The 14,534-nt window shown below is 73.3% G+C and carries 17 protein-coding genes; 13 read left to right on the top strand and 4 right to left on the bottom strand.

Annotated elements, in window-relative coordinates:
- Positions 1 to 14 precede the first annotated feature (14 nt).
- Together ACFYOV_RS30975 and ACFYOV_RS30970 are read left to right on the top strand one after the other, a co-directional pair.
- Positions 15 to 875 (top strand): thioesterase family protein, encoded by an 861-nt coding sequence (locus tag ACFYOV_RS30975; protein WP_389093393.1) that lies wholly within the window; start codon positions 15 to 17, stop codon positions 873 to 875.
- Between the two features lie 133 nt (positions 876 to 1,008).
- Positions 1,009 to 1,968, top strand: a complete 960-nt coding sequence (locus ACFYOV_RS30970; RefSeq protein WP_389093392.1) for a helix-turn-helix transcriptional regulator — start codon at positions 1,009 to 1,011, stop codon at positions 1,966 to 1,968.
- Between the two features lie 85 nt (positions 1,969 to 2,053).
- On the opposite strand, the gene ACFYOV_RS30965 is transcribed toward ACFYOV_RS30970, so the two are convergent.
- Positions 2,054 to 2,692, bottom strand: a complete 639-nt coding sequence (locus ACFYOV_RS30965; RefSeq protein WP_389093389.1) for a TetR family transcriptional regulator — start codon at positions 2,690 to 2,692, stop codon at positions 2,054 to 2,056.
- 115 nt (positions 2,693 to 2,807) lie between these two features.
- Between ACFYOV_RS30965 and ACFYOV_RS30960 the strand changes: the two genes are divergently transcribed.
- From ACFYOV_RS30960 to ACFYOV_RS30945, 4 genes are all read left to right on the top strand, one after another.
- Positions 2,808 to 2,966 carry a hypothetical protein gene (locus ACFYOV_RS30960; protein ID WP_389093388.1) on the top strand — a complete coding sequence of 53 codons (159 nt, stop codon included), beginning with the start codon at positions 2,808 to 2,810 and terminating at the stop codon, positions 2,964 to 2,966.
- Between the two features lie 52 nt (positions 2,967 to 3,018).
- On the top strand, positions 3,019 to 3,285 hold the full coding sequence (locus ACFYOV_RS30955; protein WP_389093385.1) for a DUF4190 domain-containing protein: 267 nt from the start codon (positions 3,019 to 3,021) through the stop codon (positions 3,283 to 3,285).
- A 67-nt stretch (positions 3,286 to 3,352) separates the two neighbouring features.
- A complete protein-coding gene (locus ACFYOV_RS30950; RefSeq protein WP_389093382.1) occupies positions 3,353 to 4,522 on the top strand; it encodes a cysteine desulfurase family protein in 1,170 nt (389 codons plus the stop codon).
- A 154-nt stretch (positions 4,523 to 4,676) separates the two neighbouring features.
- Positions 4,677 to 5,051: a DUF1304 domain-containing protein gene (locus tag ACFYOV_RS30945; protein WP_389093381.1), complete on the top strand. Its 375-nt coding sequence runs from the start codon at positions 4,677 to 4,679 to the stop codon at positions 5,049 to 5,051.
- A gap of 17 nt (positions 5,052 to 5,068) precedes the next feature.
- Here the strand turns inward: ACFYOV_RS30945 and ACFYOV_RS30940 are convergent, their stop codons facing one another.
- Positions 5,069 to 5,737: an N-acetylmuramoyl-L-alanine amidase gene (locus tag ACFYOV_RS30940; protein WP_389093378.1), complete on the bottom strand. Its 669-nt coding sequence runs from the start codon at positions 5,735 to 5,737 to the stop codon at positions 5,069 to 5,071.
- Positions 5,738 to 5,797: 60 nt separating this feature from the next.
- Here ACFYOV_RS30940 and mnmA point away from each other — a divergent pair, with 60 nt between their 5' ends.
- Together mnmA and ACFYOV_RS30930 are read left to right on the top strand one after the other, a co-directional pair.
- Positions 5,798 to 6,934: a tRNA 2-thiouridine(34) synthase MnmA gene (gene mnmA, locus ACFYOV_RS30935; RefSeq protein WP_389093376.1), complete on the top strand. Its 1,137-nt coding sequence runs from the start codon at positions 5,798 to 5,800 to the stop codon at positions 6,932 to 6,934.
- A gap of 485 nt (positions 6,935 to 7,419) precedes the next feature.
- Entirely contained in the window at positions 7,420 to 7,671 is a 252-nt protein-coding gene (locus ACFYOV_RS30930) for a hypothetical protein (protein WP_389093373.1), read from the top strand.
- Positions 7,672 to 7,770: 99 nt separating this feature from the next.
- Here the strand turns inward: ACFYOV_RS30930 and ACFYOV_RS30925 are convergent, their stop codons facing one another.
- Positions 7,771 to 8,550: an alpha/beta fold hydrolase gene (locus ACFYOV_RS30925; RefSeq protein ID WP_389093372.1), complete on the bottom strand. Its 780-nt coding sequence runs from the start codon at positions 8,548 to 8,550 to the stop codon at positions 7,771 to 7,773.
- Between the two features lie 100 nt (positions 8,551 to 8,650).
- Positions 8,651 to 8,974, bottom strand: coding sequence for a DUF427 domain-containing protein (locus ACFYOV_RS30920; protein WP_389093369.1), 324 nt, complete (start codon positions 8,972 to 8,974; stop codon positions 8,651 to 8,653).
- Positions 8,975 to 9,089: 115 nt separating this feature from the next.
- Between ACFYOV_RS30920 and ACFYOV_RS30915 the strand changes: the two genes are divergently transcribed.
- The 5 genes from ACFYOV_RS30915 to ligA are packed head-to-tail and all read left to right on the top strand — an operon-like array spanning position 9,090 to position 14,395.
- Positions 9,090 to 9,893 (top strand): class I SAM-dependent DNA methyltransferase, encoded by an 804-nt coding sequence (locus tag ACFYOV_RS30915; RefSeq protein WP_389093367.1) that lies wholly within the window; start codon positions 9,090 to 9,092, stop codon positions 9,891 to 9,893.
- The gene (locus ACFYOV_RS30910) at positions 9,890 to 10,429 is read left to right on the top strand and encodes a TIGR00730 family Rossman fold protein (protein ID WP_389093365.1); all 540 of its coding nucleotides are present in this window, start codon (positions 9,890 to 9,892) and stop codon (positions 10,427 to 10,429) included. The genes ACFYOV_RS30915 and ACFYOV_RS30910 overlap by 4 nt, the downstream gene beginning before the upstream one ends.
- An 18-nt stretch (positions 10,430 to 10,447) precedes the next feature.
- On the top strand, positions 10,448 to 11,146 hold the full coding sequence (locus ACFYOV_RS30905; RefSeq protein WP_389093362.1) for an SDR family oxidoreductase: 699 nt from the start codon (positions 10,448 to 10,450) through the stop codon (positions 11,144 to 11,146).
- Positions 11,147 to 11,177: 31 nt separating this feature from the next.
- Positions 11,178 to 12,185 (top strand): methionine synthase, encoded by a 1,008-nt coding sequence (locus ACFYOV_RS30900; protein WP_389093360.1) that lies wholly within the window; start codon positions 11,178 to 11,180, stop codon positions 12,183 to 12,185.
- A gap of 14 nt (positions 12,186 to 12,199) precedes the next feature.
- Positions 12,200 to 14,395 (top strand): NAD-dependent DNA ligase LigA, encoded by a 2,196-nt coding sequence (gene ligA / locus ACFYOV_RS30895; RefSeq protein ID WP_389093358.1) that lies wholly within the window; start codon positions 12,200 to 12,202, stop codon positions 14,393 to 14,395.
- The last annotated feature ends 139 nt before the right edge of the window (positions 14,396 to 14,534 follow it).

The raw sequence follows: 14,534 nt of genomic DNA, 5'->3' as shown, positions 1-14,534 counted from the left end.
TGTACTGTTCACCCATGCCAGAAGCAGCCTCCGCCCCGGCCGCCCGGGCCCTCATCGGCGACAGCGAGTTCGACCGCGACACCGCCGTCACCCGGCGCGAGCCCGGCGTCTACGACATCGACCTCTCCGCCGGCTGGACCATCATCAGCGCCGTCAACGGCGGCTATCTGCTGGCCGTGCTGGGCCGCGCGCTCGCGGACACATTGCCGCACGCGGACCCCTTCACCATCTCGGCGCACTACCTGACCGCGTCCCAGCCGGGCCCGGCGGTCGTCCGCACGCAGACCGTGCGCACCGGACGCACCCTGTCGACGGGGCAGGCGTCCCTCATCCAGGTCGACGAACAGGGGCGGGAAGTGGAACGGATCCGCGTCCTCGCCTCGTACGGCGATCTGGGCTCTCTCCCCGACGACGTCCGTACCACCGCCGAGCCGCCCGCGATCCCGCCGATGGACCGGTGCCTCGGCCCCGAGGACGGCCCCGCCCCCGTCGACGGCAGCTCCGCCATCGCCGACCGCCTGATGCTCAAGCTCGACCCGTCGACGCTGGGCTGGGCGCTGGGCCGCCCCTCCGGCAAGGGGGAGATGCGCGCCTGGTTCGGCCTCGCCGACGGCCGCGACCACGACCCGTTCTCGCTGCTGCTCGCGGTGGACGCCCTGCCGCCCACCGCGTTCGAGATCGGGCTCTCCGGCTGGGTGCCCACCGTCGAGCTCACCGTGCACGTTCGCTGCCGCCCGGCACCCGGCCCGCTGCGCGTGTCGATCACCACCCGCAACCTGGCCGGCGGCTTCCTGGAGGAGGACGCCGAGGTCTGGGACAGCGCGGACCGCCTGGTGGCCCAGTCCCGCCAGCTCGCCCGCGTACGCCTGGTCTGAGCGGCACTCGGAGGGCGGGCACGGCACGCCACCGCGCCCCCGCGCACCGGTGTGGACACCGGCGTGACGGCCGCCGGCCCGGACCGGGTGAGGGGCGTGGTGGCGGAACCCGGCGGTGCAGCATCCTGGGGCCGTGAAGTCCGGCCGGCTGCTGTCGATCCTGCTGCTCCTCCAGACCCGGGGGCGGGTGCCCGCGCGTGAACTCGCGAAGCGGCTTGAGGTGTCGGTGCGCACGGTGTACCGCGACGTCGACGCCCTGTCGGCGGCCGGCGTACCGGTCTTCGCGGAGCGCGGCCGGCACGGCGGCATCGAACTGCTCGCCGGGTTCCGCACGGACGTCACGGGCCTGACCGCCGACGAGTCCCGGGCGCTGTTCGTCCTCGCCGCCGGGGGCGCGCACGCCGCCCTCGGTCTCGACGCGGCGCTCGGCTCCGCGCTGCGCAAGGTGATGGCGGCGCTGCCCGCACCGCACCGGCCCGCGGCCGAGGCCACCTCCCGCCGCGTCCTGGTGGACGCCACCCGGTGGAAGCGCGGGCCCGGTCCGGAGGCCGACCTGGACACGCTGCGGGACGCGGTCTTCGCCGACCGGCGGCTGCGACTGCGCTACCGGCACGGCGGCGAACGGGAGACGCGGACGTACACCGTCGACCCCTACGGCCTCGTCGCCAAGGCGGGCGTCTGGTACCTGGTCGCCGATCACCGGGGGGCACCGCGGCTGTTCCGTGCCGACCGGGTGCACGCGGCCCGTCTCCTCGACGCACCCGTGCGGCGCCGCCCGGGCGTCGAACTCGCCGACGTCTGGGAGCGATTGCGCCGTCAGGTCGAGGAACGTCCCGGCGGCATCGACGTCACCGTCCGGGTCCGGCGCGACCGCCTCGACCTGTTCCTGCGCCTCAACGCGCCCTGGCTGTCCGACCTCCCGCGGGACGACGGCCGCAGCGAGTGGCTGACCGCGCGGCTGTCCTACGGCGTCCTCGGCGAGGTGCGCCACCTGCTCTCGTTCGCCGACCGGGTGGAGGTACTGGCCCCACCGGAGGCACGGGAGGAACTGGCCCGCGCGGCGGTGGCCGTCACCCGCCTGTACGACGGGTGACCGTCCCCGGTCTTCCTGCGGACGCCCGTCGAGCGGCCGTACCGCGGACGACCCACGTGCGGCCGTGCCGTACGGCGGGTGACCGTCACCGGGTCGTCCCGCCGAGCCAGTACCGGCGGCCGATGCCGATCAGCCGCAGCCGGCGGGTCGCCACCCGGGTCACCCGGTCCCGCTCCTCCGCCCCGGCGTCCAGCGCCTCCAGGAACAGCGAGGCCGTGCCGAGCATCTGGTCGACGTAGAGCTGCGCCAGCATCAGCAGGTCGTCCTCGCTCCAGCCCGCGGACACCGGGTCCTTGGCCAGGGCCTGGCCGACCTCCTCGGCGAACCGGGCGAGTTGGTCGCGTATCGCGTCCCGGACCGGCCCCACCCCGCCGTGCCGCTCCCGGGCGATGAAACGGACGTGAGCGGGGTACGCGTCCACATGACCGGCGATCAACTCGATGGTGCGGGCGATGCGTTCCTCGCCGTCACCGGTCGTGGACACCGTCGTCCGGATCATCGGGTGGAGACTGCCCAGCGCCTCCTCCACCAGTGCCACACCCAGGTCCGCGGTGGAGCGGAAGTGCCGGTAGAAGGCGGTCGGGGCGACCCCCACGGCACGGGTGACCTCGCGCAGGCCCAGGCTGCTCAGGCTCTGTCCCTCGAGCAGCTCGAGCGCCGCGTCGAGGAGCGCCTGCCGGGTCTTCTGCTTCTGGGCCTGCCGGATGCCGAGGGTGTGACTCATGCCATGCAGTTAACAACTGTTCCCCGTGATGGGAAAGCAGTGAGACTCGTTAGACTGGGTAGTCAGTGAACAACTGTACCTACAAGCGTTCACCGAAATCTGGGGGATCCGACTCATGCTGTTCCTCGTCGCCGCGCTGCTGCTGCTGGGCGTCGTGCTGGGCACCGTGGCCCACGCGCCGCTGTCCTTCTCCGTCGCCGCGGGCGTCGTCATCGCCGTGTGGCTCGGCGTCTTCGCCCTGCGGGAGCGCCACCGCCGCGGCTCGGCGCACTGACCCGATCCGGGCCGCCCACGCCCGGTCGCACCGACGCAAGGAGCCGATCACCATGCACCTCACCGCACCGCCGAACCGCCGCACCGGCCTGCGCGACACCGACGGCATGGCCGTCGCGTCGTTCGTCCTCGGTCTGCTGGGCCTGCTGGTCCTCAACGTCTTCCTCGGCCCGATCGCCATCGCGCTGGCGGGCGTGGCGCTGTGGCGCGGCACCGCCCGGCGCGGCCGCGCCCTGCTGGGTCTCGGCCTCGGTGTCGCCGACCTGCTGGTCCTGGTGGCGTTCATGCAGGCGGACAACACCGTCTCCTGGAGCTTCTGAGCCCAGGTCGCCCTTGCCCCCGGCACCCGGGGGCGCGGAAGGCAGGCCCCGTAGAATCGGCCTCACCATGGCTTACCTCGACCACGCCGCGACCACCCCGATGCTTCCCGAGGCAGTCGAGGCACTCAACGCGCACCTGGGCGTCACCGGCAACGCCTCCTCCCTGCACGCGGCCGGCCGGCGCGCCCGCCGCACCGTCGAGGAGGCCCGCGAGACCCTCGCCGAGGCGCTCGGCGCCCGGCCCAGCGAGGTCGTCTTCACCTCCGGCGGCACCGAGGCGGACAACCTCGCCGTGAAGGGCCTGTACTGGGCCCGCCGCGACGCCGACCCGGCCCGGACCCGGGTGCTCGCCAGCCCCGTCGAGCACCATGCCGTCCTCGACGCCGTCCACTGGCTCGGCGAGCACGAGGGCGCCACCGTCGAGTACCTTCCGGTCGACTCCCACGGCCGGGTCCACCCCGACGCCCTGCGCGAGGCCATCGCCCGCGACCCCGACGATGTCGCCCTCGCCACGGTCATGTGGGCCAACAACGAGATCGGCACCGTCCTTCCGGTCCGTGAACTCGCCGACGCCGCCGCCGAGTACGGGGTGCCGCTGCACTCCGACGCGGTCCAGGCGTTCGGTCAGGTCCCCGTGGACTACGCCGCGTCCGGCCTCGCCGCGATGACCGTGTCGGGTCACAAGATCGGCGGCCCGTACGGCATCGGCGCGCTGGTCCTCGGCCGCGAGTACACCCCGGTGCCCGTGCTGCACGGCGGCGGTCAGGAGCGCCACGTCCGCTCCGGCACCCTCGACGTGCCCGCCATCGCCTCCTTCGCGGTCGCCGCCCGCCTCGCCGCCGAACAGCGCGAGTGGTTCGCCCGCGAGATCGGCGCCCTGCGCGACGACCTGGTCGCCGCCGTCCTCGAGGCCGTCCCGGACGCCGTCCTGGGCGGCGACCCCTCGCCGGAGGGACGGCTGCCGGCCAACGCCCACTTCACCTTCCCCGGCTGCGAGGGCGACTCGCTGCTCCTGCTGCTCGACGCCCAGGGCATCGAGTGCTCCACCGGCTCCGCCTGCACCGCCGGCGTCGCCCAGCCCAGCCACGTCCTGCTCGCCACCGGCACCGACCCCGACCTGGCCCGCGGCACCCTGCGCTTCTCCCTCGGCCACACCTCCACCGAGGCCGACGTGCACGCCCTGGCCAAGGCCATCGGCCCGGCGGTCGAACGGGCCCGGGCTGCGGGCCTGAGCTGACGGCCGCGCCCGGCGCGCCCGGGTCCGGTTTCCGCGGTTCCGGGGCTCCGGGGCTGCGGTCCCCATGGTTCCGGGGTGCTCGGGCGTCCGGGGTGACGGGTGTTCCGGCGTCCCGGTGTTGCCGGACCCCGGGCCGCGGCCGACACTGCGGACTGTGAACGCCGTCACGCAAACCTTCGCCCTGCTCGCGGCCCTGATCCACCTCGTCGTGGGCACCCTGGAGCGCTTCTGCTACGGGCGGCCGGCCGTCCGGCGCTTCCTCACCACGTCCACGGCCGACGCCGCCGAGGCGACCCTGTGGCGCTGCGGGGTCGCCGTCTACAACGTCCTGCTCGCCCTGGGACTGGTCGCCGGGGTGGTGGCCCTGCACACCGGCGACACCACCGTGGGCCGCACGCTCGTGGTCTTCCTGTGCGTGCTGCTGATCGTCTCCGCGGTGCTGTTCGCCCTCTCGTTCCCGCGCCTGTGGCGCGGTGCGCTCGGTCAGGGGCTCCCACCGGCCGTGGCGCTCGCCGCCGCGCCGTTCTGATCCTCGCCGGCTGCCGGTCAGGCCGCCCGCGCCGTCCGGGCCCGGCGCACCAGCCGCAGGTAGCGGTCCCAGTCCCAGTGCGGGCCCGGGTCGGTGTGGTCCGTGCCCGGAACCTCGACGTGGCCGATGATGTGCTCCCGGTCCACGGGGATGCTGTACCGGGCGCATATCCGGGCCGTGAGCCGCGCGGAGGCCGCGTACATCGCGTCCGTGAAGTCCTGCGGCCGGTCCACGAACCCCTCGTGCTCGATGCCGACGCTGCGCTCGTTGTAGTCGCGGTTGCCCGCGTGGTAGGCCACGTCCAGCTCGCGGATCATCTGCGCGATGTGCCCGTCCTGCCCCACGATGTAGTGCGTGGCCGCCTTGTGCCCGGGGTCCTGGAACGCCTTCACCGCGCTCTCGAAGTCGCCCTGCGTGACATGCACGACCACCATGTCGATGCCGTAGTCGTCGGGGCGGTCCGCGCGGCGCCAGTTGGCGTCCGAGGCCGCCACCCAGCGGGCACCCACGAAGTCGACCTCGCCCGGCCTGCGCGGCTTCTCCACCCCGGGCGTACGCCACCACAGGCGCGCCAGCTCGTCCCGCGCGAGCACCGCCGTGCCCGCCGCGGTGGCCACCCCGCCCACGATCAGGGCCCGCCGCCCGATGCGCCGGTCCCCGTCCTCGGATGCTCGTCTCGCGCCCATGTGAGCGTGAACGGATATCCGTCCGCCCCGGTTCCCGGGCCCCCGTACCCTGGAGGGGCTATGACTGACACCCAGCAGCCCTCCCGCCCCCTCCGCGTCCTGGCCGCCATGTCCGGTGGGGTCGACTCCGCCGTCGCCGCCGCCCGGGCGGCCGAGGCGGGCCACGACGTGACAGGCGTCCACCTCGCGCTGTCCGCGAACCCGCAGTCGTTCCGCACCGGCGCCCGGGGCTGTTGCACCATCGAGGACTCGCGCGACGCCCGGCGCGCCGCCGACGTCATCGGCATCCCGTTCTACGTGTGGGACCTCGCCGACCGCTTCCGCGAGGACGTCGTCGAGGACTTCGTCGCCGAGTACGAGGCGGGGCGCACGCCCAACCCGTGCCTGCGCTGCAACGAGAAGATCAAGTTCGCCGCGCTCCTGGACAAGGCCCTCGCCCTCGGCTTCGACGCCGTGTGCACGGGTCACTACGCCAAGGTGATCGTCCGGGAGGACGGCACGCGCGAGCTGCACCGCGCCTCCGACATGGCCAAGGACCAGTCCTACGTCCTCGGCGTGCTCGACGACCGGCAGCTCGCCCACGCGCTGTTCCCGCTCGGCGACACGGTCACCACCAAGGACGAGATCCGGGCGGAGGCCGAGCGCCGCGGACTCGCCGTCGCCAAGAAGCCCGACTCGCACGACATCTGCTTCATCGCCGACGGCGACACGCAAGGCTTCCTGGCCGACAGGCTGGGCAGGGCCGAGGGCGACATCGTCGACGAGTCCGGCACCAGGATCGGCACCCACGAGGGCGCCTACGGCTTCACCATCGGCCAGCGCAAGGGCCTGCGGATCGGCACCCCGGCGCCCGACGGCAAGCCGCGCTACGTCCTCGACATCTCCCCGGTGACCAACACGGTCACGGTCGGCCCCGCCGAGGCGCTGGACGTCGGCGCACTGCGCGCGATCAAGCCCCGCTGGTGCGGCGCCGCACCCACCGGCCCCGGTACCTACACCGCCCAGCTGCGCGCCCACGGCGGCGAGACCGAGGTCACGGCGGAGGTCGTGGACGGCGAGCTGCGCGTGCGCTTCACCGAACCCGTCCGCGGCGTCGCTCCCGGCCAGGCGATCGTCCTGTACGACGGCACCCGCGTGGTCGGCTCGGCGACGATCGCGTCCACCGTCCGGGCACGGGCCGGCGCCGGCGCCACCTGAACCGACCGCCGCCCGCGCTGCCCGCTGGGTTCTGCAGGCCCACGCGGAGCACCGTCACGGGCCCCGCGACCGGATGACCGGCCCGCGGGCGCGGGCCGACGCGTGCTCGCGGACGTGCGGACACCGCCGCCGACCCGCCCGGGACGCCCGGTCACGAGAAACCGCCCAGCGTCCTACCGCGCCATCGGGTCCTCGCCGACCCGCGGACGACCGCTGCGGTCCCCGCCGGAGGCGGTCGTGGCCCCGTGCCGACAGGGCCGAAGGGCCCGGCGGGCAGGGCCGGCCGGGGTGGGGTGCCGGGATCCTTCGGCCGCTGTCCTCCCGCCCCCGGTGCTGGTGTGATGCGGACGCGTCCTGCGGTCATCCTCTTCCGGCGGTGCCGCCGGAGCGAGGCGGAGCCCTGTGCCCGCCGCCGAGCGGCGGTTCGGCATGCGCACGGGCCGCCGGAGCGCGTACGACGTCACGAGCCGACAGGAAGCACCTCGATGTCCCGTACAGCCGTCCTCGCCCCAGCCGTCTGCGTCCTGGCCACGGTCGCCGCCGTGGTGTCGTTCACCCGGAGCACCTGGATGGGGCTCGCCTGGCTCCTGCTGGCCGGACTGACCTCCAACATGGCCGTGTACCACGTACGCCGGGCTCGCACGGCGACCCGGGCCGGGCGCCCGCCCGCCGCTGCCCCGACCGCCTGCGCGAGCGGCGGGGCGTGCGGCGGCTGCGCGGAGAAGGTGTGCCGATGAGCTCCGGTCACCACCCCCGGGGCCGGCCCGGCCGCCGGCCGCGCCCGCCACGACCCCGTGCCGACCGGCTCCGCGCCGACCGGCTCGCCGCCCCCGGCCTCACGCGCTGAAGAACTCCACAAGCACCGGCGCCAGTACGTCCGGCTCCACCATGTGGGTCTGGTCCTCCAGCGAGCGGTACGTGCCGCGCGGCGCCGCCTCCGCGATCGCCCGCGCGGCCTCGCGCATCCACTCCGGGCTCGCCCCGCCCGCGATCGACAGCACCGGCACCGGGATCGACGACAGCAGTTCCCGGGGCACCCGGCCGTCGCCCATGACCGCGTCGTCGTGGGCGAGGCTCGGCGCGATCGACTCCATCCCGGCCCACATGGCGGACTGCCGCGCGCCCTCGATCACCGCGTCCCCGAGACCGGTCAGCCGCAGGAACAGCTCGACCGCGTCCCCGCGCCGGCCCTCACCGAGCGCCCGGGTCAGCCGCTCGGTGTACTCCGCGCGCTCCGCGAGCGCCTGCTCGGACATCGCGTACGGCGTCTCGTAGACCGCGACCGACCGCACCGGCAGCCCGTTCGCCGCCGCCCGCAGCGCCAGCGCGCCGCCCGAGGAGACGCCGAACAGCGACGCCTCCCCGCCCAGCGCCTCGATCAGCGCGGCCAGGTCCTCGACCTCCCGCTCCACCGCGTACGGCGCGGTGTCCCCGCTGCCGCCGCGGCCCCGGCGGTCGTACACCACGGCCCGGAACCGCTCCGAGAGCGGCGCGGCCAGGGGCGCCAGCGTGCCGCCCGTCGACATGGCGCCGCTCACGAGGACGACCACGGGACCCCGCCCGGCGCTCTCGTAGGCGAGGGAGGTGCCGTCCCGAGAAAGGATCTTCTTGTCCATGCCAGTGCAGACTGCCGCACGGCACGGAATTCGTCCGTGAGGCGGGCCGTGCGTCCGCCGATCGCAACCCGTCTACGCGATGCCCCGCGCGTCCGCGCGCTCAGCCCACCTCGGTCTCGTAGAAGCACAGGTGGTCCTTGATCTCGGCCACGTCCGGCTTCGGATCCGGGTACGCCCACACCAGGTCCGGGGCGTCCGGCAGCGACCAGTACGACGCGGTCCCCTTGAAGGGGCAGTACGTGCGGCTCTCGGAGGGCGTGAGCAGGTCCAGCCGTACGTCCTCCGGCGGGATGTAGTAGCGCGGGGGACAGCCCGTTTCACGCAGCAGCAGCGCCCGGTCGGTCTCCGCCAGCACGCGCTCGCCGCGCACCACGCGCACGTGTCGGTCGCTCGGCTCGACGGTGATGCGATGCCCTGCGGTCACGACGGTCTCCTCGAGGTAGCGGACTCCCCGGTAACAGCGCACGCTGAACCCGAGTTCTTCCCGCCGGCCGGGGATTCGCCCTCCGCGCGGCGGACCCCGTCCGGAGGAGGCCCCCATGACAGCCCGGGAACCCGGCAGGAACCGCAGCAGTCTCGCCCACCAGATCCGCTACGCCCTGCGCCACCCCCGGCGCGTGCCCGCCCATGCCCGCCGCACCCTGCGCGACGGCTGGCTGCGGCTGCGGCACCCCGACCACATCGCGTACTACCGGGCCGTGATGGCCTCCGACGCGGCCCGCAGCGCCGAGGCGGCGGTGGGCCACAACCCCTCGCGCGAGCAGTGGGCGCGGATCGGCCGCATGCAGTTCGACTACCTGCTGCGGCACGGGCTCCAGCCGCACCACCGGATGCTGGAGATCGGCTGCGGCAACCTCCGCGCGGGGCGCCTGTTCATCGACCACCTGGAGCCCGGTCACTACTACGGCATCGACATCTCGCCGCACATCCTGATCGCCGCCCAGGACACCCTCGTCCGTGAGGGCCTCCAGGCCAAGATGCCGTACCTCACGCTCACGAACGACCTGACCCTGGCCTTCCTGCCCGACGGCCACTTCGACGTGGTGCACGCGCACAGCGTCTTCTCCCACTCGCCCCTGCACGTCATCGAGGAGTGCTTCGCCCACGTCGGCCGGATCCTCGCGCCCGGCGGTTTCTTCGACTTCACCTTCGACCGCACGGAGGGCGCGGAGCACCAGGTGCTGCACGAGGACTTCTACTACCGGACGCAGACGCTCGTCGACCTGGCGGCCGGGCACGGCCTGACGGCGCGGTTCATGGACGACTGGGAGCGGCTGCCGCACCGCCAGTCGAAGATACGGCTGACGGCGACGGCGGACCGGGCCCGTACCGTGGGCGCATGAACATCTGCGTCTTCCTCTCCGCCGCCGACCTCGACGACCGCTACACGGGCCCCGCGCGGGAGTTCGCCCGGCTGCTGGGCAAGGGCGGGCACACCCTGGTGTGGGGCGGCTCGGACGTCGGTCTGATGAAGGTGGTCGCCGACGGGGTGCACGAGGCGGGCGGCCGGCTCTGCGGCGTCTCCGTGGAGTTCCTCGCGGCCAAGGCGCGCCCCGGCGTCGACGAGATGGTGGTCGCCACGGACCTCGCCGAGCGGAAGAAGCTGCTGCTGGAGAAGGCCGACGCGGTCGTGATCATGGTGGGCGGCACCGGCACCCTCGACGAGGCGACCGAGATCCTGGAGCTGAAGAAGCACGGACACACCGACAAGCCGGTGGTCCTGCTCAACACCGCGGGCTTCTACGACGGGCTCAAGGAGCAGTTCCGCCGCATGGAGGACGAGGGATTCCTGCCCCGCCCGCTGACCGAGCTGGTCTTCTTCGCCGAGGAGCCGGTGGGGGCGCTCGCGTACCTGGAGGAGAGCCGGGGCGTGGCGTGACCGCGCGGTGATGCGAGCATGGCGGGCATGGCTACACATGTGATCACCGGAGCGGGCTCCGGCATCGGCGCGGCCGTCGCCCGCCGCCTGCACGCGCGCGGGGACGACCTCGTGCTGCACGCGCGCGACGCCGGCCGCGCGAAGGAACTGGCGGCCGAGTTCCCCGGGGCGCGGACGCTCGTCGGCGACCTGGCCGATCCCGACCGGCTCAGCTGGGCGTTCTCCCACCAGTCGCTGCCGGACCGGGTGGACTCCCTGCTGCACGTCGCCGGAGTGGTGGACCTCGGCCCGGTCGGCGAGCTCACCCCCAAGACCTGGCGGCACCAGCTCAATGTCAACCTGATCGCCCCCGCCGAGCTGACCCGGCACTTCCTGCCCCAGCTCCGCGCGAGCCGCGGCCAGGTGATCTTCGTCAACTCCGGCGCCGGCCTGAACGCCCACGCCGGCTGGTCCGCCTACGCGGCCTCCAAGCACGGCCTCAAGGCCCTCGCCGACTCCCTGCGCCACGAGGAGCACGGCAACGGCGTCCGCGTCACCTCCGTCTACCCCGGCCGCACGGCCAGCCCGATGCAGGCCAAGGTCCACCAGCAGGAGGGCAAGGAGTACGACCCCGCGCAGTGGATCGACCCCGAGTCGGTCGCCACGACCATCCTGACGGCCCTGGACCTGCCCCGGGACGCGGAGGTCAACGACCTGACGGTCCGGCCTGGGCGCTGATCCCGGCCGAGTCGTTCCGTAGGCTGCTGGGGTGAGCGAAGACAGCCAGTTCAGGTTCGGGCCCGCCACCGGGGTCGGGTCCATGCCGGGCGGGGACGCCCGGGAGGCCGCCAAAACCGTCACCGGGACCTTCGAGGACTTCCCGTACCTCGCCGAGCTGCCCGCCCGCGGCCCCGGCGCGGACATGATCGGGCGGACCGCCGGAATGCTCGTCGAGCTGTACGCGCGCGTGGAGCCCAGCGGCTGGCGGCTCGGGGACCGGCCCGGGCGGGACACCCGGCGGGCCCGCTCCTGGCTCGTCGAGGACCTCGACGCGCTGGAGGAGTTCACACAGGACTACGCGGGCCCGCTCAAGGTGCAGGCGGTCGGGCCCTGGACGCTCGCCGCGAACCTGGAACTGAGGAACGGCGAGGCGGCCCTGTCCGACCCCGGTGCCTGCCGCGACCTCGCCGCCTCGCTCGCCGAGGGGCTGCGCCTGCACCTCGCCGAAGTGCGGCGGCGCGTCCCGGGCGCCCACCTCGTCCTCCAGCTCGACGAGCCCTCCCTCACCGCGGTCCTGCGCGGACGGGTGAGGACGGCGAGCGGCTACCGCACCCACCGCGCCGTGGACCGGCAGCTCGTGGAGGCCGTGCTCCGGGACGTCGCCGGGGTGCACGACGGCGGCCCGGTCGTGGTGCACTCGTGCGCACCGGACGTCCCGTTCGCCCTGCTGCGCCGGGCGGGCGTGGCGGCGGTCTCCTTCGACCTCTCCCTCCTCACCGAGCGTGACGACGAGGCGATCGGGGAGGCGGTGGAGGGCGGCACCAGGCTGTTCGCCGGTGTCGTCCCGGGCACGGACGGCCCATTGTCAGACCCTGCCGGTAGCGTCATGGGTGTCAGGACGCTGTGGCGCAGGCTGGGGCTGCGGCCGGGACTTCTCCCGGAGGCCGTCACGGTCACCCCGGCGTGCGGGCTCGCGGGGGCCTCCCCGGAGTACGCGCGCACGGCTCTCGCCCACTGCGTCCGGGCGGCGAGATCCCTCGCGGACAACCCAGAGTAACGGGAGGACACACGGTGGCCGGCGACCAGCAGGCGGAGACGACGAGCGTGCCCGCCGAGGCACGGGAGAAGCACGCACAGCTCGCTGAGCAGATCGAGGAGCACCGCTTCCGGTACTACGTGAAGGACGCTCCCGTCATCAGCGACGCGGAGTTCGACCGGCTGCTGCGCGAGCTGGAGGCGCTGGAGGAGGAGCACCCGGAGCTGCGCACCCCGGACTCGCCGACCCAGAAGGTCGCCGGTTCCTACGCCACGGAGTTCACCGCCGTCGAACACCGCTCGCGCATGCTCTCCCTGGACAACACCTTCAACGACGACGAACTCGCCGCCTGGGCCGAGCGCATCCACCGGGAGCTGGGCGAGCAGGAGTACCACTTCCTGTGCGAGCTGAAGGTCGACGGCCTCGCCGTCAACCTCACGTACGAGCGCGGCCGGCTCACCCGCGCGGCGACCCGGGGCGACGGCCGCACCGGCGAGGACATCACGCCGAACGTCCGCACCATCGCCGAGATCCCGGACCGGCTGAAGGGCGACAAGGTCCCCGACCTCGTGGAGATCCGCGGCGAGGTCTACTTCCCGATGGAGAAGTTTCAGGAGCTCAACGCCCGCCTGGTGGCGGCCGGCGACAAGCCCTTCGCCAACCCGCGCAACGCGGCGGCTGGTTCGCTGCGCCAGAAGGACCCGCGCGTCACCGCCACCCGCCCGCTGCACATGGTCGTCCACGGCATCGGCGCCCTGGAGGGCTTCACCGGCCTGACCCGCCTGTCGCAGGCGTACGACCTGCTCGAGGAGTGGGGCCTGCCGACCTCCCGGCACAACAGGGTCGTCGACGGCCTCGATGGCGTACGGGAGTTCATCGCGTACTACGGCGAGAACCGGCACTCCGTGGAGCACGAGATCGACGGAGTGGTGGTCAAGCTCGACGAGATTCCGCTCCAGGGCCGCCTGGGCACCACCTCGCGCGCCCCGCGCTGGGCCATCGCGTACAAGTACGCGCCGGAGGAAGTCAACACCAAGCTCGTCAACATCCGCGTCGGTGTGGGCCGCACGGGCCGGGTCACGCCGTACGCCCAGGTCGAGCCGGTCCATGTGGCCGGTTCGGAGGTCGAGTTCGCCACGCTGCACAACCAGGACGTGGTCAAGGCCAAGGGCGTCCTCATCGGCGACACGGTGGTGCTGCGCAAGGCCGGCGACGTCATCCCGGAGATCCTCGGCCCGGTGGCCGACCTGCGCGACGGCAGCGAGCGCGAGTTCGTGATGCCGGGCGAGTGCCCGGAGTGCGGTACTCCGCTCCGGCCGATGAAGGAGGGCGACGTCGACCTGCGCTGCCCCAATGCCCGTACCTGCCCGGCCCAGTTGCGTGAGCGCCTGTTCTATCTCGCCGGCCGCAAGGCGCTGGACATCGAGCACTTCGGCTACGTCGCGGCCGCCGCGCTGACCAAGCCGCTGGAGCCGGAGGAGCCGCCGCTGCGCGACGAGGGCGACCTGTTCGACCTCACCGTCGACAAGCTGCTGCCCATCAAGGCGTACGTCCTCGACCAGGACAGCGGTCTGCCCAAGCGGGATCCCAGGACCGGCGAGGAGAAGGTCGTCACCGTCTTCGCCAACCAGGAGGGCGAGCCGAAGAAGAACGCGCTCGCCATGCTGGAGAACATCGCGGCGGCCAAGGAGCGCCCGCTGGCCCGCATCCTCACCAGCCTGTCCATCCGTCACGTCGGCCCCGTCGCGGCGGAGGCGCTGGCCCGTGAGTTCCGCTCCATCGACCGCATCGAGCTGGCCTCAGAGGAGGAACTGGCCGGCACCGAGGGCGTCGGCCCGACCATCGCCGCCTCGCTCAAGCAGTGGTTCGCCGAGGACTGGCACCGCGAGATCATCCGCAAGTGGAAGGCCGCCGGTGTCCGGATGGAGGACGAGGGGTCCGGCGAGGACGCGGGGCCCCGTCCGCTGGAAGGGCTCACTGTCGTGGTGACCGGCACCCTGGAGCACTTCACCCGGGATGGCGCGAAGGATGCGCTCCAGAGCAGGGGCGCCAAGGTGACCGGTTCGGTTTCGAAAAAGACGTCATTCGTCGTCGTGGGTGAAAATCCCGGGTCGAAATATGACAAGGCGATGCAGCTCAAGGTGCCGGTTCTGAACGAAGAGGGCTTCAACGTCCTTCTGGAACAAGGCCCGGAGGTGGCGGCCGACGTCGCGCTTTCGGCTGAGGAGTAGCGGTTGAAGGCCACCCGATCGGCGCATATCAGATGCATACGGGTGGCCCGGGCGCAATCGGGCAACCGTCGGCGACCGGTGCCCGTGGATCCCTTCCGCGGCCTACTGTTGAGATGTGCGCCTGCCGTGCCCAGCTGCG

Source organism: Streptomyces sp. NPDC005931, assembly GCF_042871235.1.
Taxonomy (GTDB): domain Bacteria; phylum Actinomycetota; class Actinomycetes; order Streptomycetales; family Streptomycetaceae; genus Streptomyces.
This window is presented reverse-complemented; position numbering and strand designations above follow the sequence as displayed.

What these genes read in the sequence shown, in the direction of transcription:
- ACFYOV_RS30930 (WP_389093373.1), top strand. Translation starts at nt 7,420, where the DNA reads ATGTCCCGTACAGCCGTCCTCGCCCCAGCCGTCTGCGTCCTGGCCACG.
- ACFYOV_RS30950 (WP_389093382.1), top strand. Translation starts at nt 3,353, where the DNA reads ATGGCTTACCTCGACCACGCCGCGACCACCCCGATGCTTCCCGAGGCA.
- ACFYOV_RS30915 (WP_389093367.1), top strand. Translation starts at nt 9,090, where the DNA reads ATGACAGCCCGGGAACCCGGCAGGAACCGCAGCAGTCTCGCCCACCAG.
- ACFYOV_RS30965 (WP_389093389.1), bottom strand. Translation starts at nt 2,692, where the DNA reads ATGAGTCACACCCTCGGCATCCGGCAGGCCCAGAAGCAGAAGACCCGG.
- ACFYOV_RS30910 (WP_389093365.1), top strand. Translation starts at nt 9,890, where the DNA reads ATGAACATCTGCGTCTTCCTCTCCGCCGCCGACCTCGACGACCGCTAC.
- ACFYOV_RS30940 (WP_389093378.1), bottom strand. Translation starts at nt 5,737, where the DNA reads ATGGGCGCGAGACGAGCATCCGAGGACGGGGACCGGCGCATCGGGCGG.
- ACFYOV_RS30960 (WP_389093388.1), top strand. Translation starts at nt 2,808, where the DNA reads ATGCTGTTCCTCGTCGCCGCGCTGCTGCTGCTGGGCGTCGTGCTGGGC.
- ACFYOV_RS30905 (WP_389093362.1), top strand. Translation starts at nt 10,448, where the DNA reads ATGGCGGGCATGGCTACACATGTGATCACCGGAGCGGGCTCCGGCATC.
- ACFYOV_RS30925 (WP_389093372.1), bottom strand. Translation starts at nt 8,550, where the DNA reads ATGGACAAGAAGATCCTTTCTCGGGACGGCACCTCCCTCGCCTACGAG.
- ACFYOV_RS30955 (WP_389093385.1), top strand. Translation starts at nt 3,019, where the DNA reads ATGCACCTCACCGCACCGCCGAACCGCCGCACCGGCCTGCGCGACACC.
- ACFYOV_RS30975 (WP_389093393.1), top strand. Translation starts at nt 15, where the DNA reads ATGCCAGAAGCAGCCTCCGCCCCGGCCGCCCGGGCCCTCATCGGCGAC.
- mnmA (WP_389093376.1), top strand. Translation starts at nt 5,798, where the DNA reads ATGACTGACACCCAGCAGCCCTCCCGCCCCCTCCGCGTCCTGGCCGCC.